This window comes from Undibacterium sp. Di24W, assembly GCF_049340325.1.
In the GTDB taxonomy this organism is placed as follows: domain Bacteria; phylum Pseudomonadota; class Gammaproteobacteria; order Burkholderiales; family Burkholderiaceae_D; genus Undibacterium.
Genome location: NZ_JBMPOP010000010.1, coordinates 19,522 through 44,685, shown reverse-complemented (window position 1 = coordinate 44,685; position 25,164 = coordinate 19,522). Strand labels below are relative to the sequence as shown.

Sequence of the window (25,164 nt, the reverse complement as noted above, 5' to 3'; positions counted from 1 at the left end):
TTTAGGTCAAAACGACTTGATCACCAAATGCTGCCGTCATGTTGCACATTTCAAGGATCTCCAAGACAGCTTTACTATGCATGGAGTAACGTAGTTTCTTATTGCGCTGTGTAGCTTCTCTTTTTAATAAAATCAGCACCTGCAGTCCCGCACTGTCTAACTCAGAAACTTGCGAGAGATTGACCTCTAAGTCGTCATCGGTATCGAGAAACTCCTTTAACTGCTGCTTTTCAACGGCTGCGGTATAGATAGTCAGCTCGCCAGCAATTGCCTGATAGTTCACGATAGTACCTCTTATGGCAGTATTAGTTTGGACACGGCTGCTAACATCTGTGCCGGTTGAAACGGCTTGACGACCCATGCTTTAGCGCCAGCCGCTTGTCCTTGTAATTTTTTCCCTTCCTGCGATTCTGTGGTTAACATAATCACAGGGGTGAATTTATACATGGCTAGTTTCTTTACCTCTTGAACAAAGGTAATGCCATCCATTTTTGGCATATTGACATCCGAGATAATCAAATGGATTTTTTGACCTTTGAGTTTGCTCAAAGCGTCTTCACCGTCAACACCTTCTATAACTGTATAACCTGCACCACGTAAAGCTAAGCCTACAACTTGTCTTACTGATGCTGAATCATCTACTACCATGACAGTTTTCGACATGTTTAACCTCGCGAATTAATGTTTAAAAATGGGCTTCTATTTGTTTAAAAAAATGTGATGTCTGCATCTGAAGTTTGCGACGAACTGTTCGATTGCTTACTGCTACCACGCGATTGTGCATGGTTTAAATGTTGGTCATCCATAGTATAGTATTTTTCTAAATCGTTTAACCAGTCTGAAGTTGAGGGAATGCCTTCGTGTTCATTAATAGCATGAAGTAACTTCGCTATATCGCGGTTTAGTACGTCTAGCATTTGACTGACCCTATCTTGATATTGCAAAGTAATGAGTAAGTTTTCAACATCATTTCGAATCACTTCACCTTGGCTACGCATCAATTCGGCAGCATCACCTAAATCTTGCACATGTCCCAATACAGTTTTAACGACATGTTCAGAATGTGAAAGGATTTCCCTCTCTTTATTACTTGCTTTTTCTGCGGTCTTTAGAGTTTCTTTGACCAAGATAGAGATGCTGTTGACATGCGCCGAAATAGTCTGACCCGTCTCAGATGAAATCAAAGATAATCTGCGAACCTCACCCGCAACAACCGCAAAACCACGTCCATGAATCCCTGCTCTTGCCGCCTCGATTGAAGCATTAATTGCGAGTAGATTAGTCTGCGCAGCAATCGTCCCAACATTATGTGCCATATCTTTTAGGTCAGCCATGGACGACACTAAACCACCAATGGATTCGAGCAACTCATTTTTGCTTGTGATCATTGTTTCCAGCTGCTCGATGACGGGTTGCAATTCGTCGCGACATAGATTTAATAAATTCATCGTCGTTGTGTGGTTAGCCGATTCGACATTTGCATTCTGCGCAGCAAATCCAGCCGCATCAAATTGACTGATAATGGAGCTAAAACTTTCTATAAGCTGGGCTACCGCAGATTCTGTTTTGTCTTTGATAGAAACAACATGATTTTGCCAAATTGGCAGGACGCCTTGAAAAAAATCTGTTTCCTTATCACTCGGCGTATAACGTGTAACTACGATTTCTTTAGCCGGCTCAATTTCAACTTCATTTCCTGTTGCTGAATTACGAGGTAATTGATGATTGTGACTAGAATCGCTCCGCCAAATAAGCACGGTAACGATGACGCCAAAAAAAGAAACGAGCTCTAGAGGTCCGGGTTGGGAAAAAATAGGGAGTGCTGCAAACACAACTAAGCTGATAGGTACAAACAACTTAAAATTAAGCCTACCGACCGCAATCGCTAACTTGGATAATTTTCCAGCTGAATCCATGTTCTATTTTTCCTGGTTCTCAAAAAAAATTTAGGTATGCTGACGGCGCAATGCGATTTGTCGTTACCCTCGAGCTTAAAGTTACTCGTGGGAATTAGCTTAGCATGCTTACAAATTCGTTTGTTATAAAAAGCAGCAAATGTGTTGTACTTTCTTCAGATTCAAATTCATAACCGTGTTTAAGGTTTCGCCTAAAGCTGTCATAACTATATCAAGCTTAGCACGACTTAAAAATGGAAAATAAAAAAACATATCAGCGCATTCATCAATGACCAAGTAAATGGAAAGAAGCGACATCTATTATGCAGAAATAGCTAGATGAAGAGCTTACTCAACACAAAACTCCAAAGGTAAAATGGTATTTATTACAGCGGTACGTAAATAAATGTCCCGTAAATATTAGTTTCATCGAGGTTTAGTATTCCGAGCTCAACTTTAGGTGCGGGGGAATTCGTGTCCATGGGGCAGATGATGCCAGAAGTTTATCGGTTTGTGCATTACTTACAGTCATGAGGCGAACCACCTAAATCAAGTCTAGTGGTATAGTAGAGGACAAAATATGACGATGTGTCGCCTTGTAAAGGTATAGGGAAATAAGCATTTTTTTGGTGCGAATTCACGGAGAGAAAAATGACTGAACAATCAACATTAAAAGTCCTCATTGTTGATGACTATGATATGACGCGCGCATTGTTGAAAATAATATTGCGAGGACAACAGTTTGAAGTTATCGGCGAAGCGATGGACGGCGAAGTAGGTGCTGCAATGTGTGAGGAATTACGCCCAGATCTAGTTTTGCTCGACGTTATGATGCCAAAGTTAAATGGATTAGAGGCACTCGCAAAAATTAAAGCCTCTTCACATCAGCCCATGATATTGATGGTGACTGGCGCTGAAGATGAAAAAATTGTGACCCAAGCATTAAATTTAGGCGCGAGCGGCTATATTGTTAAGCCATTTAATACCGCAAGTGTGATTGAGACCTTGAATCAGGCTAGAGAAAGTTTTATTGTTCGAAACGCCGCTGCAGTTAATCGAACCTGATACAAAACCACATTTGATCTAACATCCCAAAATGGGTGATTGTCAGATCGGGGCGCAACTCCTACATGTCTTGTTATTTGGCGACGTATTTGAACTTAATGTTGCTTTCATTTTGCATGAACGCCAGACAATAGCCATTACAGTCACGCACAGCAAACTCTCTGGTGCCGTAGCGCGTGTCTTGCAAAGTCCAAGCTAATTCGGCGGCATCCTTGACTTCTGAAAAATATTGATCGACGTCAGGAACTCTAATATAAACAGTGCCGGACATCTGAAAATTTTGCTGCCAGAGATCCAGCTCAGTAAAAATAATAAGTGCGCCAAACTTCACCACACTTAAGGACAACGCGCTCCCGTCGATAACATCGAAATGTAAGATGTCACGGTAATACTCACGGGTTTTGGCTAGATGCTCACATCGTAACAAGAGTGATAAAGACATAGTCTCTCCCCATCTCGATATTACTCCGGTAATTCAGCACTATTACTCATACATTTTTCTTGAAATAGTCCAGCTAACTTGCTGGCAATTGCGTGACTCTCTGAAAACGACGTGTATACCTGCTCCGCCCATTGCCAGACCAGCGCGACGTATTCTTCCTCATCTTGACTAGCATCGACGTCGATCACCGTGATGGTTGGCCGGTGATCAGCATCTGCCTCAATCGTCGCTTCATCGGGATGATGTCGTTTGTAATCATCCAAAACTTCATTGAGCACCGTGGTGAGATCATAATTCCACCGCACGCCATCCTGCAAAATCAAATGCAAGCGCGTCAAATGAAAGTGGTTATTCCAGCGTCCGTGAATTTGCGTATGCTGCAGAGCATGTGCATCAACACACAGGAAGATGGTCATATGCTGTATGCCTTTTTCCTGGCTAATCTTGTGAGTGATCTTACCGGCGGCATTCACGCATTCGGTAATGCCATGCAAAGTATCGGAACCGCAAAGCTGGCACTGGCCATCTTCCAGTATCTCTAGATCATTCTTTGCTGCCTGTTCTACCCATTTTGGCATATTCCACCTCCATTGCTATGACGCACATTGAGACTTCATGTTCATCATAAAACAGGCAGCCAAAATACACTAGCGTTGACGTTCTTTTTCCCACAGGATATCGCTGCCACCGCCAAAACGATTCAGAACTCGTGATAACACAAACAATAAATCTGATAGACGATTCATATATTGACGAGGTGCTTCGTTAATTTCTTCCGCCTTACCAACACTGACGATCGCGCGTTCTGCGCGACGACACACAGTACGGCAAACATGCGCCATCGACGCCGCGCGTGAGCCACCTGGCAAGATAAAATCTTTTAATGGTGGCAAATCGGCATTGTATTTAGCGAGTAAAGCGTCTAACCGCAAAACTTGTGCTTCCGTAATCATAGTGTATCCAGGAATACACAATTCGCCGCCCATATCAAACAAATCATGCTGTATAGAAAACAATTCTTGCTTCATTGCCTCAGGAATATCTTCGCAAATCAAAGCACCTATATGCGAATTGAGCTCATCGACATCACCCATGGCGTGCACGCGCAAAGCATCTTTATCGATACGTGAACCGTCACCTAAACCCGTCGTACCTGCATCGCCAGTGCGTGTGGCGATTTTTGAAAGCCGATTGCCCATATATCTGTCCCATATCCAGTAGCAAGAAAATAAAACCTATAGCAGGTGAGTATTCACACATACCTATAGAAAGTAATTATTCTACCTTCAAATTTTGATGTAAAGCTGATACCACTATCGGTAGCAATGGTAATCTAGGCCGCAATTTTTCCAGCTTGTTGAAAAAAAGACGTTAACCGTGCTGTTAGTTCGTCTTGTTGCGAAGGCTCGGTATACCCCATCAGACATATTTGCAATAGGTTTCCCTTGATCAGGTAGCCACTGCGATAGCTGAGCAAAAAGCCCTGTTCTGCCATTGCATCACCGCAAGTGACTGAGCTGATGTGATCGGGCAATTGTAAAGTTAAGACCGCAGGCGAGCTTTGGCGTACCGGGTTTAGGATAGTAATACCCGCGGTTTGCAGACTTGTACGCAAGCGCGCAGAGTTTTGAGCAATTTCGTCAAAACGGGCCAGTGACATTTGTGCCAAAGCTTGCCGCAACGCCGCCACCAAATTCGAAGAATGTGTATAAGGAATACCCGCATTCGCTCGATACACACCAAGATCCAGATAGCGAGGAATTTGTCGATCGGGCTCCACCTCATGCGAGTACGCCACTATCGCCAAGCCCGGGTAGGCCGCAATAGCTTTCCCACTGACCGTCGTAGCAAGGTAGGTTCCACTGACATCAACTGATACACATGCGACGGAGCTGGTGCAATCGACACAGAGTTTAATCCCCAAACTATCGCATAGGATTTGAATCTCTTTGAGCGGATTCAAAATACCACTCGAGGTTTCACAATGCGTCATCCATAGCCAATCTGGTTTATGTTGAATCAAAACCTGACGTAATGCCGGCAAATAGAAGCTATCGCCAAACTCGGCATGGAAAGTATGGAATTCGAGACCAAAACGTTGAGCGTGATCGCACAATCGCTCGCCGAACTCACCGTTCACCAATATAAGTCCCCGACGCTTCAATCTGCTAATTTGTGCGGCAACCACATCATTAGCGAGAGTGCCACTGCCGAGAAATATTTCGACCTCTCGGCTTCCCATGAGTTGGCAGAGCCGAGCTTTGGTGTCCGACAATAGTGATAGAAAAGCCTCTGCACGATGTGACACTGGCGCGTTGGCAAAAACTGCTTGAACGGCAGGATGAATCTCAACAGGACCAGGCAAAAAGCTAACCGGCAAATTCGTCAATGCTGGTCCTTCATTTCGAACAAGCGCGTCGATATTCTGCAGCATACGACTGCGTTGCAAACGTTGTTGCATACGCAAAGCAGATTCCAGTACCAAGTACATAGGCTGATACATAGCACCAGGCTTACCAACCAGATTAGCAAAAGGTGTAAAGCCCATGTTGACATACAATTTTTCTTGTAAGACTGTGGCTGATACCAATGCCAAGGTAAATTTCTGCTTCAAACAAGTCGCCAAAGCAAAGTTAAACAACTTAGCAAAAACACTGGTATGACGATATGCTGGTTCGACAGCAAGCAGACGAATTTCACAAATTTTGTGCACGGCATCTGGCGCAGCTAAAGGTAAATACTGATCCAGATTATCCACTTTGCTATCCAAGGAGAAAGGCCGCACTGCCCGTAAAGTCAGCATGCCTACCAAGGTATCTCCTTGCAGTGCAATGAAGTAAGTATTTTCATCGTGAAATTTATCCACCAAGCGACGGTCGGCATTCACCGCATGCTGCGGAATCTCTTCTACGAAGGTGCGATAGTTCAAACGATGTATCTGTTCGAATTCATGGGACTGATCGGCAATCTTAAACTGCATCGTAGCTTGTTTCATCGGTATCACCTGCTAAAAAATGGGTTCAAACTTTCGTATCATCGTGCGCCACATCTTGAATCGGCGCCAATACAAATGGCATAACAACATCACTTATGTTTTGGCGGTGCGCCACTAACACCATCGCGCTAATTATGCCAAGCAAAAAACATGGCACTAGCAACTCGCTAAAGAGAAATTGCCAGAAAAAACCCTGATAAAGGAAAAATAGAAATGGTAGAAACAACACGCTGATGAATACCGCAGCATCAGGTTGACGCCATCGAAAACTCGATCGAAGTAAACAATACATAATCAAGAAAAATAGCAAACAAAGACCAAAGAAAGCAGGCTCGAAACTTAGCAAGCCGCCTAGCAAACAAGCCAAACCTTTGCCACCGCGCCATGCCAACTGAATAGGCCAGATATGTCCGGCGATCACTGCACACAAAGCAAGTAAAGGCGAAATTAATGAGAGCGTAGTGCCGTCAGAGACAAACCAGATCGCACCATAAACCGCGAGAAAAGCTTTCCCGCCATCCCAGATAAAGGCCAGTGCGGCAAAAGGCAAACCCAGACTACGCGATAGATTACGACTGCCCGCATTGCCACTACCGACCTTACGAATGTCTACCCGTGCAACCCACTTGGCCAGATAAAAGCTGGCATTCAGGCATCCCAACAAATACGTTGATATGATTAGTGCGAGGAATAGCATAATGAACTTGAGCACGAAAAAACATCTGACTATGCTAACGAAAACGCAGTAAAAGACCGAAGGAGAGTACCGAAGTAGCGTGTCGCAGCACCATTCGTATTAAACCCAAATTTCCCATTAGGCACACCTGCGGTGCTATTTGTGAACTGACGGCGTATTTTTGCTGCTCTTCGTTGCTTTTGATTGCCATTAGCTCGCTATTGACGCCTCATTCGCAACAAAACCGTCTCAAAAAGTGCATCCGTCACCATCACAAATCCTATTGGAAAATCTGGGTTACAACAACTCATTTGAACCGAGTCAAATTGGCAAGATGAGGCTCACGGTTAAGCCGCCACTTTCGCGATTATTGAGCATGATGCGACCTCCATGGGCCTCGATGATTTCACGTGCCAATGCTAGGCCTAAACCAGTTCCATTGCGTTTGGTCGAATAAAAAGGCACTAGCGCATTCGACATCACCGTATCGCTCATGCCACCACCTTGGTCACTGACTTCAATGCGTACACCTTCAACCATGGGCCTCACTTCCAAGGTCACACCAGAAGGTGGCGAGCCAGATTCGAGCGCATTTTTTAAGAGATTGAGCAGCGCTTGCTCCATTTGCGCCACGTCGAACATGACATTTTCATCTGGCAATCGCCCTATCAATTGAAACCCCAATTGCGATTGCAAACGTCCGATAAAACTTTGCCAGTTGATACTTTCCAGGCGCGGCGTCGGGAGTTTTGCGAAACGCGCATACCCATGAATGAAGCTTTCCAAATGCTGTGCACGCTCTTCTATGGTTTTCATAATTTCCGGTAGACGTTCGTACTGACCACGGCTAATTAAGGCGCCAGCCGAATTCGCCAACGAGGCTACTGGCGCAAGCGAATTATTCAGCTCGTGGCTGATCACGCGTATCACTTTTTTCCAAGTCTGCACTTCCTGACGCCTTAATTCCACGGTCAAATGACGAATCAAAAACAATTCATGCTCGGTGCCGTTTAGGGTAAAACTGCGTCGTGACAAGTGATAAATTTCGTCCTCGTCATTATCTTCATTGATCTGCTCTGAGGTCGAAAGTTGACTGGCATTCACAGTGAATAGACCATCGCCACCATGTTGCATCGCCTCCCGCAAAGACGGTGATACTTGTTGCAAAATTTCTTCCAGAGTATGGCCTTCGAGCTTGCGACCATTGTTCAGTAGTTGTCGCGCGGTGATATTACCGAACACCACATGCCCTCGTAATCCTATCAATAGCATCGCCACCGGCGTGTTCTGCAACATGCTATCGAGCAATAATTCACGCTGCACCAGGTCGAGACGCTGTTCACGTAACACATGGCCAAGATCATTATGTGCATCGACCAGATCAGCTAACTCATCGTTGCGCTGCCAATTCAGGCCAAATGAAAAATCCCGGTCTTGATAGCTAAGCACCGTACCGCTCATCGCGCGAAACAATTCCAGAATGGGAGCGAGTTGCCCCCGTACCGCGACTATCGCAATCGGAATGAAGATCAACAAACATGCACCTGCAATCAAAATGCGATCATGTGGAAAGAAATAATCCAAGATCGCAGCGCACGTCAAAGCCAAGCTCAAAATCAAGATAAATATCAGCGACAAACGTGCCGCCAACGAAACCCGCAAGCCTCGTGATGGCCTATTGGCCTGTGCCGTTGTTGCAGCATGAGCAGAGTTTGCTACTTTATCTGTAGTGTTAGTAGGAGGCAGATTCATAACTGAATAAAATGATGAGCGATCGCCAGATTATGCCTTTGATCTCCGACTTTTCGACCTATTCTCGACATACTAGATCAAATTAGCCGGGGAAATGTCAAAGTGTGAACTCAAGAGAACTGAGTCATCGGTACTAAGTCGTGGTCACTAAGTACTGAGCAATAAGTCACGAACGCGAAATATTCAAGCGTTCCATACGTCGATACAATGCCTGACGACTCAAGCCCAAATCCGCGGCTGCTTGTGCCACTACGCCGCGCGCCTTGTTCAAGGCTTGTTCGATGGCTTCTCGATCGGGTTCAGCGTCACCAGAGACTGCCGTATTGGTAGCCGTATGCGCGATAGGCAAACCCAAATCTTCCGCCTTTATTTCATCGGTGCCCGACAACAAACACGCTCGTTGCATGACGTTTTTTAATTCTCTGACGTTGCCAGGCCAAGCATGCGCCAGCAAGCTGGCTTGCGCAGTCGCACTTAAGCTTTTTCCGTCTTCCAAAAATGCTTTCGCCAACGGCAAAATATCATCAGGACGGTCGGCCAACGCGGGTAGGCTAAGTTGTATCACGTTCAAACGGTAAAACAAATCTTCTCTGAATTGTCCCGCTTTGATCATTGCCGACAAGTCCGCATTGGTGGCGCTCATCACTCGCACTTTAACTTGACGCTCTTTGTTTGAACCCAATCGTTCAAAGCGCCCAGTTTCTAAGACACGCAATAATTTGATTTGACCAGCCAAAGGTAAGTTACCAATTTCGTCTAAAAACAAAGTCCCACCATCCGCGGCTTCAAACTTACCTTCGCGCGCTTTTGTAGCGCCCGTGTAAGCACCTGCTTCGGCACCGAATAATTCCGCTTCAATCAATTCGGCAGGAATCGCGCCACAATTTAGCACGACGAAAGGGCCATCTTTGACTTTAGAATTGGCTTGTACGATTTCGGCAATCCTTTCTTTTCCTGCTCCATTGGGACCAGTGATTAAAATGGAGACATCCGATTTGGCGACCTGACAAGCCATGCCGAGAACCCGTTCGGTAGCAGGGTCTTGCCAGACAAAATTACGTAAATCATACTTGGTTTCTAACTCACGCTTTTGTTTACGCTCGCGCTGAACGCGATGTTGCAAGGCACGATTCACTTGTCCAAGTTCAATCAAATTCTTAACACTCGCCACCAGTCGCTGATCATGCCATGGCTTTGCCAAATAATCCGCAGCGCCGGCTTTGATCAAATCGACCGCAGCATCCAGATGTGTCCAAGCGGTCAATAAAATCACGGGCAAATCAGGATGCTGTGCGCGGATCTTTTTGAACAAGGCGACGCCCTCTTCTCCCGACGTCGTGTCTTCCGTGAAATTCATATCCTGAATCACCAAATCAATCGCATGTTGCTCCAGCAATGCCAGACCTTGCTCTGGCGATTGCGCACTGAAACTGCTGATATCGTGCAAAGACAACAGCACATCGAGTGCCATCGCAATAGAGGGATTATCATCGATAATTAGAACACTGGGCATGAGACTCACATCTAGGTAACAAGGATAGAAAATTACAACGACAATTCATACACAGACTGCGTAGTCCGATGATGCCAATTCAAGAAAATTGAGAATCAGCATCATCAAGCAGTACAAAGCTGAGATCAGAAAACACAATACTATACGCCACGCGTCGCCGTCGCAGGTGAAATACTTGCGGCACGCCAAGCCGGTGCATACACCGCAAGCACACCTAAAATCCAGAACACCAATGGTGACAACAAAAGATAGCTGACAGGTAGTTTCGGCAATTCAAATTGACCGACCAACACATAGTTTAAACCCAGTGCCAGTGCGATTCCGAATACGATACCACCCGTGGTAATCAACCAATTCTCCGCGATAAAGTAGGCCAACACATCGATACGGCGCGCACCTAATGCACGACGAATGCCAATTTGCTTACGACGCTGCGCCACCCATAAGGTACTCATTCCAACAATACCGCTAGCAGTCACAACCACCAGTAAAGCGCTTACCGCGAGCAACATCCACGCTAAACCTTTTTCACTGCGATAGCGATCGTCACGGAATTTTTCCATACTTGTGGCTTTAACATGCACAGGCGTTGCGGAGGCTTTGCGCAGGGCTTCTTCTACTTCTTTCATCACGCGATCGCGTTGTCCCGCTTCTGCACGTACCGCATAACCGTCCCAGATTTGACCAGTCACACGTGCTGGAATGATCGTCGCAAATTCACCATTTTGTGTAGCCTGAGCTCCGGAGGTTTGCAAAGTATCGACCACGCCTATGATGGTTACCGCATTGGCGTTATTCCCTGAACCAAAGAAGTATTCTTTTCCCACGAAATTTGATTGCCCCGGAAATAACTTCTGTGCCAAAGCCTTACTAACAATCACTGTCTTCGAGGGCTCATTTTTTACATTAGGGTTAATCTCGGAAAAATCACCCGCTTGAAAATCTTGCCCTTCAACCAAGCGTAACTTCCAGATCTTGACCAAGGAATCTGGCGACACAAACATACCTGTGGTAGCGGTCGGAACTTCCTGCTTGCGATCGACAGACACCGACGTATTGCTACCAGATCGAGATACAGGAAAAGAGTTAACACGAGCCACCGAAACTACACCAGGCACAGCACGTATCGTATCGGCTTCGCGCTTTTGCAGGGCGAGTTGATCTTCATGTCCGCCCAGAATTTGATTTCTGATATTCACTCGGAAAACTTCCTGTTCGTCCGCAATACCACTAGGACGTGCCGCCACATCAAGGCGTAAATTAACAATATAGATCGCATTCACGAGTACCGCTAAACTCAAGGCCACCTGCAACGCTACCAGCACGGGGCCCAGCTTATTGCGCATTAACGCAGAAAAGATGGGGCGTAGTTCAAATAATGTTTTCATGATTTATTTCCTGCGTTATTGCGATTTAAGTTGGATGGCGGGCGTCACCTGACATGCACGCCAGGTTGGTAACAGACCGGCGATCATCGCCGCGCTCACCGACATTAAAAACGTCAAACCTAACATCGCCCAGTCCATGTGTGCGACTACAGCCAATGCCTTCGATTGCAAAGCAATCAACTGCAGAGCGCCAGCCGCCAATAACACGCCCAACAATGCGCCGACCAAACCCACCACGGCAGTCTCAATCAAAAACTGCGTGAAGATCTCTTTTCGCGAGGCACCCAGTGCGCGTCTAACACCCACCTCAGAGGCTCGCACTGAAAATTTCGCCAACAATAAACCTACTGTATTAACCAGACAAAGCAAAAGAAAACCAAATGCCAACCAGGCCGACAAGCGGCTATCGTCGCCTATCACTTGCATCTCAACTAAAAATTCACGCACATTAAACAAGCGATTTTTCGCCTGACGTTGAAAGCGGCCTAACTTAAACTGCTCTGCTACATAACTATCCAAATAGTTTTGCAATTCAGCGCGCTGACTTGGCGATTTCAATTCAAACCAAAAGTGAAACCAGGTACATTCAGAATTTAAACGCCCTTCCCATCCCGGTTCAGAACGTCCAGTACAACCCATACTACCGGAATGCGCTGTCTCGCGACGTATCGCGTTGCTCAATGGCAGGATGAAATCCGGTTCTTCGGTAAATGCGCCTTCGCGCCCGTTAAAGATATAGAATTTCGGCTTAGGTGCCCAGTCATCGGCAACACCTACTACCGTAAAATCACCTTTCAGCATACGAAGTTTTTGTCCCACGGGATTCGCAGCGCCAAAGAATTTCTCTGCCATCTTTTTACTCAAAACAACGACGTCAGCGGAGTTTTTATCTTCAGAAGCCTGCCATCCCTGTCCACTCACAAAGGGAATTTCAAACATAGCGAAAGTGTCCGCTGTTGCCGCTAGGCCTTCCATAGAGATCGCACCCAAATCTTTGCGTGCTGGTTCTGCGGTTGCCTCGATGCCGTACATCGCTGCACGACGTTCACCTTGTTTGCTAAGGAGTAAATTACTGATGTCTTTATAAGTAAATTGGTGATCGTTCGGTTCATCACCCGGTGTATAACCTTCTTTTGGTGCCGGATCGAGAATAGCGGTGAACAAGCGATCACTCTTTTGAGGAATCGGATCGCCAGACATGACATGCAATATCGTCAAAGTCGAGACGCTGGCAGCAACGCCAATAGCCAAAGTTAACACCATCAAAGCGGTAAGTGCAGGATTGCGTCGTAAGCTCTTTATGCCGAGTAAAAAATAATATTGAAACATGATGAGTCCTATCCGGCTTATGCAATATGCAAATTGGTTTCAACATTGTGGTGATCGACCACGAGGCTAGGTGTTTTACGTACCAAATCGGAGACCTGCCCATCGATGATGTGGACATTACGCTGCGCACGTATAGCCAATTCCGGATCATGGGTCACCATCAGTATGGTGGTGCCTCTGGCATTAATCTCTTCCAACAATTCCATCACACTACGCGCCATTTGCGTATCCAGATTACCGGTCGGTTCATCCGCCAATAACAATTTTGGTGATCCCGCCAAAGCACGGGCAATCGCTACACGCTGTTGCTGACCACCCGACAATTCAGCGGGGTAGTGTTTCATACGAGACGATAAACCTACTTGTGCCAGCGCATCTTCGATACGCTCTTTACGCTCTTTGGCAGCTAAGCCGCGATAACGTAAAGGCACATCCACATTGTCGAATAAATTCAAATCGGGAATGAGATTAAAGCCCTGGAAAATGAACCCCAGTTTTTCATTACGCATGCGGGTGCGCGCATTGTCGTCCATGCGAGTGACGTTAACGCCATCGAGATAGTATTCGCCGCCGGTGAATTCTTCCAACAAACCCGCGATGTTTAAGAAGGTTGTTTTCCCGGAACCGGATGGACCTGTCACCGTCACAAACTCACCTTGCTTAACGTGGATTTCAAAACCACGCAAAGCATGCGTTTCTATCATGTGAGTGCGATACACTTTGCTCAGATTTTTCATATGTAACATGGCGTTTCCTTTATGATTTTTTGAAGTTCGTATTTACTAACTTGCTTATTTTGACTAATTATTCAGTGACACTTTTTCTGCATTTTCAAACTGATCGGTTCCTGCTACCACGACCTTATCGCCTTCTTTTAAACCCGTAAGGATTTCGACTGCCGAGATACTAGTTGCACCTAACTTGAAGGGAATGCGAGTGGCAATATTGTTTTGCACGAGATAAGCAAAACGACCGCCTTCACTTTCAACAAAAGGCCCGCGTGCCAACATCAAGACATTCGGTTTTTCTTCTATGAGCAGGCGAGCTGAAACACGTTGGCTTTGACGCAGGCCAGATGGCTGCGCGCCATCGAAACGAACACGTGCTAAGACTTGGTTTTTCACCACCTCAGGCGACAAGGCCGACAATTTGCCTTTGGCAGTCACGCCATTGATCGTAATCTCGGCTGTCATGCCTAAACCTAAATCAGCGACATAAGTTTCAGGAATTTCCAACTCAACTTCCAATTGAGACAGATCAACCAGAGTCATCAAGGCGGTATTGGCTGCGACCACGCTACGGTTCGCTACGGACAAAGTACCGACCATGCCATCCACTGGCGCTTTGAGGCGCAGTTCTTCAACTTTGCGTTTTGCATCATCGCGCACTAAACGTTGCTGTTCTAACTGCGCACTTTTGGTCTTCAGATTCAGATCGACGTCTTCGTTTTCTAGGCCAGTTGCTGCTTCAGCGTGCTTGGCGCGAATTTCGGCAGTTTTCAAAGCGTCTTGTGCCCGCATGTAATCTATCTTAGAAATCACACCAGAAGGGCCAGCTTTCTCAAAGCGTTCAAAAGTGCGGGCAGCGGTAACGCGTTCGATTTCAGCCTGATCGGCGTCGCGTCTGGCAATCAATTTCTGTTTGCGCGCCAAGATCTTTTGGCGCGCGACTTCCGCTTCCAATTGATCGTAATTGGCTTGTTCGCGCTTGAGCAAACTGGTGAGATCAGGCGACTCTAATTCGGCGACAACATCGCCTTTCTTCACCATGTCACCAGCTTTCACTTTCAAGGTAACGGTACTCGGTGCTGTCGAATACAAAGTAGGACTGATGGCGGCCACCATACGACCGTTGACGGCGACGTCACGTACCAAGGTACCGCGGGTAACTTCGGCGATTTTGATGCGCGATGCGTTAATGGATTTGCTGCTATTAGCAAAGGCGCGTACCAAGAATAAACAAAGAATGAAGAATGCGAGGGCGAAAACAAGGCTCACCAATAGCTTCTTACGACGCCAAAGCGGCGGTGCTGCAATCACGGCGTCCTGACCTGAGGTATCACGAATCATCTTGCGTCTCACTAAAAAGGTTATTACGAATAACCACTCTTTAGCAGAAAACGTGCCAAGTACTAAAAATTGAATAAGTGTTTGATTTACATAGGTTATTTTTTATAACTTATGCCAAAATGAGCTGTCCGCGGTGTCCGTACGGATGTTCGGGGACAGCACGGACAAAGACTTGATTGAACTTGGCTGGATACTATTTAGCCTTAGGATGAAGTTGACTTAAGACTTTGACCAAATCGACGGGACAATAGTGAAGCTTGCCGCTAAAGCAGGTCAGCGAATAATCATGCAATAGATACAGCACTTTATCCGGGGCGTAGCTTTCAAAACTTGCCTGCAAGTCAAGCATCTCCTGGCTAGAGAGCTGACCAGAATTGTTGATCGAGATATGCCAAACTTCATCGAAGTAAGCCGAGAAATAACCGGCGACGCCGTTACCGAATGAATCAGAGATCAATAGTAGCTTTTTGCCTGAAATCCGGTTATTTCCTTTTGGGTTGACTCCCGCTGGAATTAAGCGATAACGCGACACGTCACTCAACTTAGCAGCACTCGCTAGCTCTGGAAAGCATTGCGGTCCAAGGCAAGCAGTGATTTGCGCGTTGGCATAGTCTGGACTTTCAATCGTCGGTTTCAGCGCGACACCCGGCATGAATCTCTGCATATCGGAGCTCACCGTTTCTCGATAAAAATTAAAATGGCGCAACGCTGGTAACTGCCATTGACGCTCCGCAATATCCTGAGCAAAAACCTGCGCTCCACGACCATGCCAATGAAAATCTTCCTTAGGATAAAGCTGCACCGAAGACTTAAGCTTTTGCATCGCCGTCCACGGATAATAGATTGACGCTGATAATGCTGTCTGCTGTGCGTCCGTCGCATTAAACTGTGCGATAGTTTGTAAAAAAACGGGCAGCGTATGCGTCTTTTGCTGACATTCGGCCTGCATCCAGTCGGGCAGATACTCTGTATACAAGACAGGCTTGGTTGGTACAAAGCCGATTGAGGTATTTGGATTAATTTGTCTGGCCTTTAATAAAAAGCCACTAACACGTGTCGCGAGTTCATTGATGATTTCAGGCCTTATGTCTTTCCCACACAAAAAATTCAACATTCGATTTGGATATGCCGCCTCATGCGAATTGAAGAAGAGCATATGCTCTTTGCCGACAGTCAATTGTGGTGACGCAGATTCACCGAGACCAAAGTATCGAATTTGATTGTTCCAGGCAATCATAGTCTGGCGCAAACCAAAATGGTCTTTCAAATACGCATCCATTTGCGCGGTCCAATTCAATGCAGAATCGAGATCTTTGATAGGCAAAGGTATTGCTGCCAATTGACGATTCTCCAGCGTCGCATCGGGCACATCGATTTTCGTCAAATGGATCAACGCGGGCATCAACAACAAGCCGAACCAAAGCAACAGAAAACTGCGCTGAACCAGTTGTGCGAACCACTTTCTTATCAAGGTAGAAAAGCTCATCACCATACCCCTTAAAAACGGAAATAAATGAAAGGGTTGTAAACGCCACTCGCCAGACTGATCATGCTCAATACGAACAAGCCAATCAAAAATAGGTTTTCAATGGTCTTTAGACGCTTCTGTTGAGGAACTATTCGAGATAAAACCTGACTCGCCATTTTTTGAAATGGCGTCGCCAGCAGGCTTCCAATAAGCAACGCCAACAACAAACTCGGACTGACGAATGCGGCCAAGGATGATGCTTTATCGCCATTGCCCGCGCCCAACATAGTAGTCAAAAAAGACCATGCATGTGAGATCGTGTCAGCGCGAAATAAAACCCAGGCAAACACCACCACCAGCAACGTGTAGATATGTCGAAATGGTCGTGCCCATAGAGCGATCCAAGTAGCAAAGCCAGTCCGTTCAACCACCAAAAAAACGCCATGAAGCATACCCCAAACAACGAAGGTCCAATTAGCTCCATGCCATAATCCACACAGAAAAAACACCGTGAACAGATTAAAGGCAGTGCGCGCAGACGAACCACGATTGCCGCCCAAAGGGATATACACATAATCACGGAACCAGCGCGATAAACTCATGTGCCATCGACGCCAGAATTCGGTCACAGATTGGGCAACATATGGAAAGTTAAAATTACGTGGGAAAGAAAACCCACAGACGAGACCCAAACCGATCGCCATTAAAGAATAGCCACCGAAGTCAAAATAGATTTGCAAGGTGTAGCAAATCGCACCCAACCACGCGACACCGCTCGACAAAGCATTCGCAGGCAAAGCAAAGATCTGATCGGCAGTGAGTGCGACGGTATTGGCCAGCAATATTTTCTGCGCCAATCCTAGTATAAAAAACCGAATACCAAGATCAGCGCGCGCCCAAGAAAAACGTCGCTGATGCAATTGCTTCGCCACTGAGGAAAACCGGACAATAGGTCCAGCGACCAATTGTGGAAACATGATGATGTAAGTGAACAAAGCGATGAAGCTTTTTTCTGGCGCTGTTTTTCGCCTAAAGATATCTACCAAATAGGAAATCGCATGAAAGATAAAAAACGAAATTCCCAATGGCAAACTTACATGTTGTGTTGGTTCAACTACCCACCCTAATGGCGCGGCCAATTGCATCAGGCTGTCCATCACAAAATTGTAATACTTGTAGTAAGCCAAACCGCAAAGATTAAAGGCGATCGCCAATACAAAAGGAAACTTAGCAGACTGCTGCGTCTGTTGCGCCCAACCTATCCAGCGGCCAAACGCATAATTCGCGGTGATACAGATTAACAGCAGAGGAAGATTATTTGGTTCACCCCAGGTATAAAACAATAAACTAGCAAGCCCTAGCACGGCATTGCGCCATGGCAGCAGCACATAGAGCAATAAAAAAATCGGCAGAAAGTAGAACAGGAAAGTGATGGAACTAAAAACCATGAGCGAACTTTTTCTTATTAAAATTAAGTTTCTTTGTTGAGTTTATCGCGCTTTAGACTACGCCTTAGTCATGCGATCGCCGAGCGACAAAAATGCAAGACTCAAAACTTCTCGTGCCCGATACCTGGCACCGCAATCGCTTTTCCGGAAACATGCGTGGTCAACACTATCGCGGTGGACGTAGAACCAAAGGCATTGAGTTCATTAATAATGCGTTGCAAATGTTCAACATCGCTCGCCAGTACACGCATCACCGCGCCATCTTCACCGGTAACGGTATAACAATCAATAATCTCAGGGCAATTTGCGACATAGTGTGCGTACGGTCGGCCTTGTTGCGTCGATACTCGGATCAAGGCGGTGATTTCATAACCGAGCGCTTTAGGATTAATATCGGCGCGATAGCCACGAATAATATTACTGGCTTCCAGTCGCTTAATTCGCTCTGAAACTGCAGGCTGACTCAGATGCACTTGACGCCCCAGTTCGGCATGCGACATACGCGCATCTTCTTGCAACAATTGCAGGATTTTTTGGTCGTATTGGTCAATTTTTGGATTCATAAGCAAAACCTCGGAAATTCTGACGAATTCACGGCGAAAGTAATCTCTCACCTTTGAATACCCATTTAATTTTCGTATTGTACGCGCTACAGTAGTGCTATTCCAAATTCCACTTTATTCGCTTGAAGGCTCTGTTTACCACATGAAAAACGCTATCACCGCAGCACACATCAGCCAAATCGCGCATGATTTTCAAACGCCGTGCTGGATTTATGACGCTCAAATGATACGTTCGCAAATTGATCGTTTGCGCCAATTTGACGTCATCCGTTTTGCACAAAAGTCCTGTAGCAATATTCATATCCTGCGCCTGATGCGTGAACAAGGTGTGTTAGTCGATTCGGTGTCACTAGGAGAAGTGGAGCGGGCCTTAGTCGCGGGTTTTGATCCTTCACTGCAATCCGAACACTCCCCTATCGTATTTACTGCAGATCTACTGGATCGCCATGCCTTGAAACGCGTTGTCGAACTCAACATCCCTGTCAACTGCGGCTCCCCCCAAATGCTAGAGCAATTGGGGCAAGCAAACCCCGGCCACCCAGTTTGGCTGCGCATCAATCCTGGTTTCGGTCACGGTCATAGTCGCAAAACCAATACCGGCGGCGAACAAAGCAAGCATGGCATCTGGCACGAAGAACTGCCGCAAGCTTACGCGTTGATCCAACAATACGGTTTGAAATTGGTCGGCCTGCACATGCACATAGGCTCGGGCGTAGATTACGATCACTTGCAGAGTGTGTGCGACGCAATGATCGCGCAAGTCAGAGCTTGTCCAATCGACCTAGATGCGATTTCTATCGGTGGCGGTTTATCCATCCCTTATCAAGCAGGTGAACCCGATGTCGATACCGCCCATTATTTCGAAATTTGGGACAAGGCACGCCAACAAATCGAAGGCCATCTGGGTCACAAGATCACCATGGAAATCGAACCGGGTCGCTTCTTAGTCGCACAATCAGGTATTTTGATTTCAGAGCTGCGTGCACAAAAACAAGTTGGCAGTAATTTCTTTGTGTTTGTCGATGCGGGCTTTAACGACCTGGTGCGCCCATCCATGTACGGCAGCTACCATCGCATCAGCGCCCATACGTCTGACGGACAAGCACGCACAGGCAGCACGCGCCCAACGGTTGTCGCAGGCCCACTATGCGAATCGGGTGACGTCTTCACGCAAGAAGAAGGCGGCGTAGTCACGCATCAAGATTTGCCAAGCTGCGAAATCGGCGACCTGTTTGTCTTCCACGACGCCGGTGCTTATGGCGCGAGTATGTCGTCAAATTACAATTCACGTCCTTTGATTCCCGAAGTATTGGTGGATGGTGAGCAACTTCGCTTGATTCGTCGTCGGCAGACGATTCAGGAGTTGATCAATTTAGAAGAATAAGGGACTAGGCGGGGTCTGGCTATTGCTTAACCACGTGGAGCTTGCCCCGAATCACCTATTCGATATAGTGAATAGGATGTTTAGTCTTTCACAGCAAAACTAAGTTCATGTTCGTGCGAAGCAATCATTATCGAACGATCCAAACAGAGTCATGAAAAACCGACGAGATACGAAAACAGGACCAAGCTACCAAACCGATTGTCGCTTAAACCCAATAATTAATTTTCATTTTAATCACACTTACACGCCTATTTATTGCCGCGCTGGAACTTTGAAAGTCCCTATGTTATCGTAAGCTCGAGATGAGTTAATTCAGTGCGTGTCTTCGCTCATTCATTACGCGGAGCAGTTAACTTTTCATGAGGGCGAGACTGAAATCTCGCTGCCGTTTTCGAGGGTACTACATGAGTGCTTCAGACAAATTTACGGCCGAGTCCCTAACGCGCATAAAAAAGATCGCGCGTCGGCATCCGCACAGCGCTGTCACCTTACTCGAACGTCTCGAACTCGGTGCCATAGCAAACAAGCAAGCCGCTTGTAAAATCGACGCCTTGATGCTCCGCTACTTTATTCAGGAACGTCTGGGTGAAGCACATCATTTGATCGACGATTTGAATAATGCGAGTTTTCTGGCAGAGGCAAACGACCTGCCTGACCACGCGGGCAAAGTCATGGTGGCGCTGGGACGAGTTTATTACGCATTGGGAAAGTACCGTGACGCTGCCAATTTTTGGACGCGCTCTATTGATTTGTGCCGCTTTACGAAAGACATTGAATCCTTGGTGGAGTCACGCATAGGCTTAGGGCAAATTTACAATGCTATGGGTGACTACGAGACCGGCATGCGCTTTCATCGCGATGCTGGCGGCATATTGCGACACATAGACAATGCTTATCTTAACGCCAAACAAGCCATTAACTTGGCGACCAATTTTCTACAGATTGGGCAAAAAGACGACGCTAAGGGTCTATTTGTGTATGCCATGGACGAAGCATCGCGCGGCCAAATTGACGAATATTTTGCTGAAGCTTTATGGCACTTGGGAGTACTAGATTTTTCTGACGGCAAGTTCAGTCAGGCTAAAGAATCTGTCAACCAAGCACTCGCTGTCGCCAAAAGCTGCGGCTACAAATGGCTGTTTGGTGCCGCTAATGATACGCTCGCAAAAATCGCACTCAAAGAAGGAGATGTCGACGGCGCGATCGAGACCTATTTAACGGCCTTAACGTCGGCCAAAGAAATGGACTCGTTGCCGCAACTTGCTAATTTCTACGATGCGCTTTCAAAGCTCTATGAGTCGAAAAATCAATACCAATCAGCACTGCAGTATTCTCGCCTTCATCAAGAATGCGCAATTCAATTGAGTCAACTCACCGCTGTCGACAAATTCCAAGACCTACGGGATTACGATATTTCACGTAAATCACCACCGGAACTTTTACTAGAACTCGATGGCAACCCGATACTCGACAGCTGTACTTTCACCGAAGCGCTGCGCATTATTTCTAACAGAGCCTTAGAAATTCTCAGGATAGAATATGTCTGCGTTTGGTTAAACAATGAAAAAAGCCGCCAGCTAGTTTGCAATACCATCAGTGGTCCGAATCCCCTTCCTTTTCTTGAAAATTCCGCGATCGGATTTGACTACTGCACAAATTATTATCTTGAGTTATCCAATGTAAGAACTCCACTGGTAGTACACGATATCAGACTTCATCCTGCGGCTAGCGACCTGCTGGAACTTGCACGTGAAATCGACATGAAATCGCTACTCGAACTGCCGATACGCAAAGACAATGAGCTAATCGGTGTGCTCAGTTTAGGTCAATGCGAGAAGCAAAGAAATTGGAGTCGAGAAGATATTTTGTACGCCAGCCATATTTGCAACCTTGTAGTCCGTGCGATGAATACCGCGAAATTCACGGAAGATCAAAAAGTAATGGCGCAAAAAGTTGAAGAAAGAACCCACGAAGTCATCGAACAATCCAAACGTTTAGAAACGGCTTACAGTGAGCTACTCTACAAAGACAAAGCCTTACGTGACCACGCCTCTCAAAACCAAACCATCCTAGACAATCTGGTCGATGGTGTCATTACTATTGATGCCATTGGCACAATGCGCTCCTTCAATCTTGCTGCAATGGGCATCTTTGGTTACACGCTACCCGAAGTTATAGGTCAGAATATTCGGATGTTGATGCCTGAACCTGACCGCAGCAGACACGATACCTATCTACATCGCTACAATACAACAGGAGAAGCGCGCATTATAGGTATAGGAAGGGAAGTTCAGGGCAAGCGCAAGGATGGCAGTATTTTCCCTATGGAACTTGCGGTCTCGAAGAGTTCTGAGTTTGACGAGACGGTGTTTATTGGCATGGTTCGCGACGTCACCGAACGACGCCGACTCGAAAAACTTAAATCGGAATTCATTTCTACCGTCAGCCATGAATTGAGAACCCCGCTCACATCAATTCAAGGTTCCTTAAGCCTCCTAGAAAATGGCATAGCTGGTAAGCTATCCGAACCGGCGCACAAGCTCGTTGAACTCGCATCCCGAAATAGTCAAAGATTGACTTTGTTAATCAACGACCTGCTGGATATTGAAAAACTCGCTGCGGGAAAAATGGCATTGAATCTCACCAGCATTGACATCGTCAACGTGGTCAAACAATCGATACGCGACAATGGTGGTTACGGATTGAAGTTCAACGTGCAATACGTGCTTGGCGTCCATCCTGAGCGACTCAATATCATCGCCGACAGTGGTCGATTGACGCAGGTGCTAGCAAACCTTCTATCAAATGCCGCCAAATTTTCTGGCGACTCTCATCAGGTTGATGTGCGCATCATCAAATCGGACGTGAAAGTAACGGTCGAAATCGAAGACCATGGATATGGTATTCCTACTGACTTTCAGAAAGAAATTTTTAATTCATTTGCGCAAGCGAACAACGGTGATACTCGCCAACAAGGCGGCACTGGTTTGGGTTTGAAAATCAGTAAGTCTTTAATTGAAGCCATGAACGGCAAGATAGGTTTTCAAACTCAGATAGGCCATGGAACCATATTTTGGTTCACACTTCCGATCCCTCTCGATTTATAGATGAAGAATGCAGGACGATTTCTGGCTTACTGGCCGAACGTGATTCTGGAATAGGCGGATTGTCTAGAGCGCGATACGTAAACACCATGGAGAATTTCGTTTGCGGCGTTTGGTTGCATCCAGCAGCGTGGAACAAATTACTCGAAAAAAGTAAAACATCACCTTGCTGTAGCGGGACTGGAACCGCTTGCTCCAATAAAGCTTGATTCGCCACAAGGTCAGAACGTAAAAATTGCGCGGCATCGAGTTGATTGCTTTCGATATGCCAACGATGTGAACCCGGTAGCACCAATAGGCAACCGTTTTCCACTTTCTCATCGCGCAAAGCTAACCAAACGCTGATCAGTTCTGCACGCTGAAACTGCCAATAACGACTATCTCTATGCCATCCTGTCAGACTAGAAAACCGTGCTTGCTTGGTCATGATGCAATTGTGATGCACCTGTGACATACACACACCGGTACCGAGCAATTGCCCCAGTGCTTGTGCTAAAACTGGCTGCGTCGCCCAAGTAGCAATTAAAGACGAACGCGCATAAGCCTGCAATAAGCGCCGCGCGGTTTGCCCGCCCTCTGCATCACGAGAAACGGGGGCCCCGGGGTAACGTGTGTCGGCTTCGTATTCAATCGGTTGCACCACAGCGTCCAATTGTTGCTGGGCCCATTGCAGCACTTGTTCACAGTAATCAACGCCACTCAAGCCTGGTAGCACCAGATAACCTTGTTGCTGAAATTGTTCAATTTGTCCGGGATTTAACATGCGATAACCAGATTGGATTCGATGATGAAGCTGACATTATAGGGCAAAGTAATTAAAGAAAATTTCACATCTAGGTACATCACAAAGGACAAGAAGGCATATACTCACAAAAACTATCGATCTGTCTTACTTTCTCTACTTTACTTTCGCTATTTTCATTGAATCTCATGCCAAATCGCCGCCAATTTTTTAAGAAATCCTTACTGCTTACCGCCAGCGGACTTTTTTTAGGCAGTCGCCCCATGGTCAGCACAGCACAGGAAGTCGATACGGCTAACAAGACGAGCAAGCTGACACCGCCGCCGGATTTATTCGACGCGCAAGCCTTGGATATGGATTTTTGGTTAAAGCCGCGTACCTTGGATTTGATACGCCCGGTCAGCGGCGAACGTGTCAAATTATTGTATTGGAAAGATGGTGACATGATTGACTCCGCTTACCAGCAATTCTGCCACGTGCTGCGGGATGTCAATGGTAAAAAGACGGCACCTATCGATCCCAAATTATTAGAAACCTTGTGGGCAACTCAGGCATTTATTACTCGCTTTGGCATGACGAAACCGCTGGAAGTTTTATCTGGCTACCGCACGCCAGAGTCGAATCAGCGTCTGCGTGAAGACGGCATCCCGGCCGCACGTAAATCTTTGCATTTGGAAGGACGCGCAGCAGATATCCGTATCGGTGACTTACACGAAGAAGTATTAGGCGAGTTAATACAAAGCTTCAGACAAGGCGGCGTAGGATTTTATTTCAGAGCCAATAGCAAAGGTGGTTGGATACACACCGACACAGGACTGAATAGAAGTTGGAAAGGTTAATGTCTGAAATCGAGTCAACATCATGCTTCAGGTCTTGAATGATTAGCGACCCAGACATTCCAAAAAAATTATAACTATTAGCGCTTACGACTACGGTCAGCAGATTCGCGCAAGATTGTAAAATTCCAATCGTGCTCGTTGGTGACACCGTTATGGACAGTAATAATCCGAAACAAATCAGGATCAGATTTCAGACGTTGGCCTTTTGCTTCAAGTTTAATAGTCAGGTCATTTTTGTTATACACATCTAATTCGATTTCCACCCCATCAATCGCATGCTGCGACAATAAGGAAGCGATTGTTTTCGGAGTGAATTCCAGCATATAAACCGGCATCGCAAAGGCACCCATGGCAGCTCCAAAAGAGTTGGAAAATTAATGTGAGGTGTCTGATTCTACTCGCGTCAATTGAAGTGTGGCAACCTATTTACAGTAAGTTAAAGTAATTTAAGGCGAGTTAAAGAAAAACGGGCGTCAAAACCACATTCCACAT

Annotated in this window: 23 protein-coding genes; 4 read left to right on the top strand and 19 right to left on the bottom strand. The window is 46.3% G+C overall.

Features of this window, described 5'->3' with window-relative positions; all coding sequences use genetic code 11:
- Window position 1: 1 nt before the first annotated feature.
- From ACO0KZ_RS18495 to ACO0KZ_RS18485, 3 genes are read right to left on the bottom strand one after another with little or no spacing between them, the layout of a single operon-like run.
- Window positions 2-283 carry an STAS domain-containing protein gene (locus tag ACO0KZ_RS18495; protein WP_422997943.1) on the bottom strand — a complete coding sequence of 94 codons (282 nt, stop codon included), beginning with the start codon at window positions 281-283 and terminating at the stop codon, window positions 2-4.
- A gap of 11 nt (window positions 284-294) precedes the next feature.
- Window positions 295-663, bottom strand: coding sequence for a response regulator (locus tag ACO0KZ_RS18490; RefSeq protein ID WP_422997941.1), 369 nt, complete (start codon window positions 661-663; stop codon window positions 295-297).
- Between the two features lie 44 nt (window positions 664-707).
- Window positions 708-1,832 carry a methyl-accepting chemotaxis protein gene (locus ACO0KZ_RS18485; RefSeq protein WP_422997939.1) on the bottom strand — a complete coding sequence of 375 codons (1,125 nt, stop codon included), beginning with the start codon at window positions 1,830-1,832 and terminating at the stop codon, window positions 708-710.
- 714 nt (window positions 1,833-2,546) lie between these two features.
- Between ACO0KZ_RS18485 and ACO0KZ_RS18480 the strand changes: the two genes are divergently transcribed.
- On the top strand, window positions 2,547-2,960 hold the full coding sequence (locus ACO0KZ_RS18480) for a response regulator (RefSeq protein ID WP_422997937.1): 414 nt from the start codon (window positions 2,547-2,549) through the stop codon (window positions 2,958-2,960).
- A 73-nt stretch (window positions 2,961-3,033) separates the two neighbouring features.
- Here the strand turns inward: ACO0KZ_RS18480 and ACO0KZ_RS18475 are convergent, their stop codons facing one another.
- The 14 genes from ACO0KZ_RS18475 to ACO0KZ_RS18410 form a co-directional block, all read right to left on the bottom strand.
- Complete coding sequence (locus ACO0KZ_RS18475; RefSeq protein ID WP_422997935.1) at window positions 3,034-3,402, bottom strand: bleomycin resistance family protein; 369 nt, start codon at window positions 3,400-3,402, stop codon at window positions 3,034-3,036.
- Between the two features lie 20 nt (window positions 3,403-3,422).
- Window positions 3,423-3,980, bottom strand: coding sequence for a DUF5946 family protein (locus ACO0KZ_RS18470; RefSeq protein ID WP_422997933.1), 558 nt, complete (start codon window positions 3,978-3,980; stop codon window positions 3,423-3,425).
- A 69-nt stretch (window positions 3,981-4,049) separates the two neighbouring features.
- On the bottom strand, window positions 4,050-4,601 hold the full coding sequence (locus ACO0KZ_RS18465; RefSeq protein ID WP_422997931.1) for a cob(I)yrinic acid a,c-diamide adenosyltransferase: 552 nt from the start codon (window positions 4,599-4,601) through the stop codon (window positions 4,050-4,052).
- Between the two features lie 134 nt (window positions 4,602-4,735).
- Window positions 4,736-6,397, bottom strand: coding sequence for an aminotransferase class V-fold PLP-dependent enzyme (locus tag ACO0KZ_RS18460; RefSeq protein ID WP_422997929.1), 1,662 nt, complete (start codon window positions 6,395-6,397; stop codon window positions 4,736-4,738).
- Window positions 6,398-6,422: 25 nt separating this feature from the next.
- Window positions 6,423-7,094: a glycerol-3-phosphate acyltransferase gene (locus ACO0KZ_RS18455; RefSeq protein WP_422997927.1), complete on the bottom strand. Its 672-nt coding sequence runs from the start codon at window positions 7,092-7,094 to the stop codon at window positions 6,423-6,425.
- A gap of 300 nt (window positions 7,095-7,394) precedes the next feature.
- Complete coding sequence (locus tag ACO0KZ_RS18450) at window positions 7,395-8,825, bottom strand: sensor histidine kinase (protein WP_422997925.1); 1,431 nt, start codon at window positions 8,823-8,825, stop codon at window positions 7,395-7,397.
- 166 nt (window positions 8,826-8,991) lie between these two features.
- Complete coding sequence (locus tag ACO0KZ_RS18445; RefSeq protein ID WP_422997923.1) at window positions 8,992-10,338, bottom strand: sigma-54-dependent transcriptional regulator; 1,347 nt, start codon at window positions 10,336-10,338, stop codon at window positions 8,992-8,994.
- A 140-nt stretch (window positions 10,339-10,478) separates the two neighbouring features.
- A complete protein-coding gene (locus ACO0KZ_RS18440) occupies window positions 10,479-11,726 on the bottom strand; it encodes an ABC transporter permease (protein ID WP_422997921.1) in 1,248 nt (415 codons plus the stop codon).
- Between the two features lie 15 nt (window positions 11,727-11,741).
- On the bottom strand, window positions 11,742-13,055 hold the full coding sequence (locus tag ACO0KZ_RS18435; protein WP_422997919.1) for an ABC transporter permease: 1,314 nt from the start codon (window positions 13,053-13,055) through the stop codon (window positions 11,742-11,744).
- A gap of 17 nt (window positions 13,056-13,072) precedes the next feature.
- Window positions 13,073-13,801 carry an ABC transporter ATP-binding protein gene (locus ACO0KZ_RS18430; RefSeq protein WP_422997917.1) on the bottom strand — a complete coding sequence of 243 codons (729 nt, stop codon included), beginning with the start codon at window positions 13,799-13,801 and terminating at the stop codon, window positions 13,073-13,075.
- Window positions 13,802-13,855: 54 nt separating this feature from the next.
- The gene (locus ACO0KZ_RS18425; RefSeq protein ID WP_422997915.1) at window positions 13,856-15,124 is read right to left on the bottom strand and encodes an efflux RND transporter periplasmic adaptor subunit; all 1,269 of its coding nucleotides are present in this window, start codon (window positions 15,122-15,124) and stop codon (window positions 13,856-13,858) included.
- A gap of 193 nt (window positions 15,125-15,317) precedes the next feature.
- A complete protein-coding gene (locus ACO0KZ_RS18420) occupies window positions 15,318-16,610 on the bottom strand; it encodes a hypothetical protein (RefSeq protein ID WP_422997913.1) in 1,293 nt (430 codons plus the stop codon).
- Between the two features lie 11 nt (window positions 16,611-16,621).
- Entirely contained in the window at window positions 16,622-18,040 is a 1,419-nt protein-coding gene (locus ACO0KZ_RS18415; RefSeq protein ID WP_422997911.1) for an MBOAT family O-acyltransferase, read from the bottom strand.
- 101 nt (window positions 18,041-18,141) lie between these two features.
- Complete coding sequence (locus tag ACO0KZ_RS18410) at window positions 18,142-18,603, bottom strand: Lrp/AsnC family transcriptional regulator (protein WP_422997909.1); 462 nt, start codon at window positions 18,601-18,603, stop codon at window positions 18,142-18,144.
- A 142-nt stretch (window positions 18,604-18,745) separates the two neighbouring features.
- Between ACO0KZ_RS18410 and lysA the strand changes: the two genes are divergently transcribed.
- Both lysA and ACO0KZ_RS18400 read left to right on the top strand, forming a co-directional pair.
- Window positions 18,746-19,987, top strand: a complete 1,242-nt coding sequence (gene lysA, locus ACO0KZ_RS18405; RefSeq protein ID WP_422997907.1) for a diaminopimelate decarboxylase — start codon at window positions 18,746-18,748, stop codon at window positions 19,985-19,987.
- 404 nt (window positions 19,988-20,391) lie between these two features.
- Window positions 20,392-23,094 carry an ATP-binding protein gene (locus ACO0KZ_RS18400; protein WP_422997905.1) on the top strand — a complete coding sequence of 901 codons (2,703 nt, stop codon included), beginning with the start codon at window positions 20,392-20,394 and terminating at the stop codon, window positions 23,092-23,094.
- Here the strand turns inward: ACO0KZ_RS18400 and ACO0KZ_RS18395 are convergent.
- A complete protein-coding gene (locus ACO0KZ_RS18395; RefSeq protein ID WP_422997903.1) occupies window positions 23,066-23,854 on the bottom strand; it encodes a phytanoyl-CoA dioxygenase family protein in 789 nt (262 codons plus the stop codon). The two genes, ACO0KZ_RS18400 and ACO0KZ_RS18395, sit on opposite strands and share 29 nt — an antisense overlap.
- Window positions 23,855-24,021: 167 nt before the next feature.
- Here ACO0KZ_RS18395 and ACO0KZ_RS18390 point away from each other — a divergent pair, with 167 nt between their 5' ends.
- A complete protein-coding gene (locus ACO0KZ_RS18390) occupies window positions 24,022-24,672 on the top strand; it encodes a YcbK family protein (protein WP_422997901.1) in 651 nt (216 codons plus the stop codon).
- 77 nt (window positions 24,673-24,749) lie between these two features.
- Here ACO0KZ_RS18390 and ACO0KZ_RS18385 read toward each other — a convergent pair whose 3' ends face one another.
- Window positions 24,750-25,022, bottom strand: coding sequence for a hypothetical protein (locus ACO0KZ_RS18385; RefSeq protein WP_422997899.1), 273 nt, complete (start codon window positions 25,020-25,022; stop codon window positions 24,750-24,752).
- Between the last annotated feature and the right edge of the window lie 142 nt (window positions 25,023-25,164).

What these genes read in the sequence shown, in the direction of transcription:
- ACO0KZ_RS18490 (WP_422997941.1), bottom strand. Translation starts at nt 663, where the DNA reads ATGTCGAAAACTGTCATGGTAGTAGATGATTCAGCATCAGTAAGACAA.
- ACO0KZ_RS18480 (WP_422997937.1), top strand. Translation starts at nt 2,547, where the DNA reads ATGACTGAACAATCAACATTAAAAGTCCTCATTGTTGATGACTATGAT.
- ACO0KZ_RS18475 (WP_422997935.1), bottom strand. Translation starts at nt 3,402, where the DNA reads ATGTCTTTATCACTCTTGTTACGATGTGAGCATCTAGCCAAAACCCGT.
- ACO0KZ_RS18470 (WP_422997933.1), bottom strand. Translation starts at nt 3,980, where the DNA reads ATGCCAAAATGGGTAGAACAGGCAGCAAAGAATGATCTAGAGATACTG.
- ACO0KZ_RS18465 (WP_422997931.1), bottom strand. Translation starts at nt 4,601, where the DNA reads ATGGGCAATCGGCTTTCAAAAATCGCCACACGCACTGGCGATGCAGGT.
- ACO0KZ_RS18460 (WP_422997929.1), bottom strand. Translation starts at nt 6,397, where the DNA reads ATGAAACAAGCTACGATGCAGTTTAAGATTGCCGATCAGTCCCATGAA.
- ACO0KZ_RS18455 (WP_422997927.1), bottom strand. Translation starts at nt 7,094, where the DNA reads ATGCTATTCCTCGCACTAATCATATCAACGTATTTGTTGGGATGCCTG.
- ACO0KZ_RS18450 (WP_422997925.1), bottom strand. Translation starts at nt 8,825, where the DNA reads ATGAATCTGCCTCCTACTAACACTACAGATAAAGTAGCAAACTCTGCT.
- ACO0KZ_RS18445 (WP_422997923.1), bottom strand. Translation starts at nt 10,338, where the DNA reads ATGCCCAGTGTTCTAATTATCGATGATAATCCCTCTATTGCGATGGCA.
- ACO0KZ_RS18440 (WP_422997921.1), bottom strand. Translation starts at nt 11,726, where the DNA reads ATGAAAACATTATTTGAACTACGCCCCATCTTTTCTGCGTTAATGCGC.
- ACO0KZ_RS18435 (WP_422997919.1), bottom strand. Translation starts at nt 13,055, where the DNA reads ATGTTTCAATATTATTTTTTACTCGGCATAAAGAGCTTACGACGCAAT.
- ACO0KZ_RS18430 (WP_422997917.1), bottom strand. Translation starts at nt 13,801, where the DNA reads ATGTTACATATGAAAAATCTGAGCAAAGTGTATCGCACTCACATGATA.
- ACO0KZ_RS18425 (WP_422997915.1), bottom strand. Translation starts at nt 15,124, where the DNA reads ATGATTCGTGATACCTCAGGTCAGGACGCCGTGATTGCAGCACCGCCG.
- ACO0KZ_RS18420 (WP_422997913.1), bottom strand. Translation starts at nt 16,610, where the DNA reads ATGAGCTTTTCTACCTTGATAAGAAAGTGGTTCGCACAACTGGTTCAG.
- ACO0KZ_RS18415 (WP_422997911.1), bottom strand. Translation starts at nt 18,040, where the DNA reads ATGGTTTTTAGTTCCATCACTTTCCTGTTCTACTTTCTGCCGATTTTT.
- ACO0KZ_RS18410 (WP_422997909.1), bottom strand. Translation starts at nt 18,603, where the DNA reads ATGAATCCAAAAATTGACCAATACGACCAAAAAATCCTGCAATTGTTG.
- lysA (WP_422997907.1), top strand. Translation starts at nt 18,746, where the DNA reads ATGAAAAACGCTATCACCGCAGCACACATCAGCCAAATCGCGCATGAT.
- ACO0KZ_RS18400 (WP_422997905.1), top strand. Translation starts at nt 20,392, where the DNA reads ATGAGTGCTTCAGACAAATTTACGGCCGAGTCCCTAACGCGCATAAAA.
- ACO0KZ_RS18395 (WP_422997903.1), bottom strand. Translation starts at nt 23,854, where the DNA reads ATGTTAAATCCCGGACAAATTGAACAATTTCAGCAACAAGGTTATCTG.
- ACO0KZ_RS18390 (WP_422997901.1), top strand. Translation starts at nt 24,022, where the DNA reads ATGCCAAATCGCCGCCAATTTTTTAAGAAATCCTTACTGCTTACCGCC.
- ACO0KZ_RS18385 (WP_422997899.1), bottom strand. Translation starts at nt 25,022, where the DNA reads ATGGGTGCCTTTGCGATGCCGGTTTATATGCTGGAATTCACTCCGAAA.